Source organism: Rhizobium sp. P32RR-XVIII (genome assembly GCF_012641395.1).
Classification (GTDB): domain Bacteria; phylum Pseudomonadota; class Alphaproteobacteria; order Rhizobiales; family Rhizobiaceae; genus Rhizobium.
Genome location: NZ_JABAIH010000063.1, coordinates 1 through 2,307 on the forward strand (window position 1 = coordinate 1; position 2,307 = coordinate 2,307).

Annotated in this window: 2 protein-coding genes; both read right to left on the minus strand. The window is 63.8% G+C overall.

Translation table 11 applies throughout. From position 1 onward, the window contains the following. Window positions 1-1,496, minus strand: a 1,496-nt coding sequence (locus HGP14_RS35025) for a hypothetical protein (protein ID WP_168834360.1), incomplete at its 3' end; no start/stop codon positions are given. A 97-nt stretch (window positions 1,497-1,593) separates the two neighbouring features. Continuing rightward, entirely contained in the window at window positions 1,594-2,256 is a 663-nt protein-coding gene (locus HGP14_RS35030) for a response regulator (protein ID WP_168834361.1), read from the minus strand. Between the last annotated feature and the right edge of the window lie 51 nt (window positions 2,257-2,307).

Consider the following 2,307-nt stretch of genomic DNA (forward strand, 5'->3'; position numbering starts at 1 on the left):
CACAAGGCCATGCCGACCTCGTAATATCCCTTGGGGCCGGCGTTCTTGTTGACGGCGCTGGACACCAGCTCGCAGCCGGATTGCCATCTTCCGGACATCGCCAGCCGCAAGCCGTACTCACCGGCGACGTCGGTGTCGTTGGGGTTGATGGCATAGGCGGCCGCGCCGGCCTGCAAGGCTTTGTCGATGTCGTCTTCGAAGAAGCTGACCAGCATCAAGGCGTGCAGGACGCGCGCATCGTCTGGCGCCAGCGCTGCCGCCCGCTCTGCGGCGCTGGCGGCGCGTTCGAGGGGCCGGGCCGTGGACGATGTGCCGAGCTTGTAGCGAAATCGCATCTCGTCCAGATAGGTCAGAGACAGAAGCGCCCAGGAGGCGGCGTTCCTGGGAAATCGCTGGGTCGCGCGTTGCAGGCAATCGCGCGCCGTGGCGTGACTTTGGGCGCTCATCGACTGACGGTAGCTGTAATAGGCCAGGGTGCAGGCATAGGCATCCCTGTCGCCGCTCTCCGGCTGGCGGGCGATCGTCTCGGTGTCGGCCTGGAAGATGGCGCCATAGGGCCGAGCGACGGCGGCGGCGATCTGCTGGGCGACGTCGGCCTGGATCGCGAGTTTGCTTTGAGCGCGAAGGTCGGCATCATAGGTGTTGGCCCAGATGACGGCACCATCGGATTGACGCACCAGCCGGGCGACGGAACGCAGCCTGTCCCCATCGAGCTGGACGGTGCCCTGCAGCGCATAGCCGGCCGCGGCGGCATGATCGGTCCTCGACGGATCGGCGACGACGACGATGTCGTCGAACTTCGCGAGCTGGCCGATCACTTCATCCCTCAGGCCATGGGCGATGTCCGGCGTGGTATCCGCAGGACCGCCGCCCGCGAAAACCTCCACGACAACCTTTGGCTGAGATGCTTTCTCTCGCGGCGTCCCGGCAAGCGGGCCGCGCCAGACCGACAGGGCAGGGGCAAGCGCGATGTAGAGAAAAGCTGCGGCGATGACGAGAACCGTCCCGAGAACCAGCGCCGTCAGGAAGATCGAACGACGGGAGCCGGGAAATACCCGGTCATGCCCGCTGGCCTCGACGCCTGGCGAACCATCGGGGCTCTCGACCGGTGACGCCAGGACTTGCGCGCCGTGCGCATATTCGAAATGCGGCACATATCCGCCCTTGGGGACGGTGATGATGACCGCGTCCGCCTGCCCGGCGACGAGATAGTAGCGCTCGAGGGCCCTTCGAATGCGGCCGGCTTCGATGCGGACGACGGGATCATTCTGCGGGTCGAATGAAACCTCGCGGCCGAAGACCTCATTGGCAATCGTGAAGGCCTTCAGGAACCCCGATCGCCCCGCCAGCGTCTCGCTGATGATGAACTGCAGGAACAGTCGACCCCGCTGCGGCGAGTGAAATTCCTCGCTTGAAAGGATCCGTTCGACTTGCTGGCTGACTTCGTCAGCGGTCGGTCCGGGGTTGCTGGAAGCGTTGACTTTTGCACTGCTCATGATCGCCCCCAAGCAAGATCACGCAAGTATCGAAGTCTTTCCCTGCCGCATCATATCCCAGAGCTACGAGCGGTTGCAACAGATGCGCCTAATTCATCTAGCATGCGTCGGCATGGGGGCGGGGTGAGGCGGTGACGGTGGGAAGCGGTTGCACAATCCCGTCGACCGTTGTGACCATGCGCATGAGTCCCGCCAAATTGCGCGCTCCCATCTTGGCCATCACGTCGGCGCGGTGAACCTCCACCGTGCGTGAACTGATGCCCAGATTGAAGGCGATCATCTTGTTCTGCAGGCCGTCGAGCACGCCGGCCAGGACCTGGTGTTCGCGCTCCGTCAGCTGGCAAAGTCGAGAGGCGATAGTGTCGGTGCCGGAGGCCCCGCAGAAGGCTCGCTTCAGAGCCGTCGCCCGGTTGATGGCCGCGATCAGCACCGCGTCTCCAAAAGGCTCCTCCAGGCAATCTGCCGCCCCGGCCTTCATCGCCTGAACAGCCGTCGCGACATCACCATGGCCGGTGATGACGATCGTCGGAATGTCCGCATTGAAGCGCCGCAGGTGCTTCAACAGCTCCATGGCGTCGAGCTGCGGCATCCTGAGGTCGGTGACAAGGCAGCCTCCTTCCGACATCGAAGCACCATCCAGAAACGCCTTTGCCGAGTCATGCGCGCGGACGGCAAATCCGGCGGAGACCAGCAAGAACGTCAAGGATCGTCTAAACGGCTCCGCGTCATCGACGAGATGGACTGTAAGGTCGTTCGCCATCAGTTGAGCTCTCCGGCAACGCGGGCGACAACGAGAAAGGAAACCTTCTCC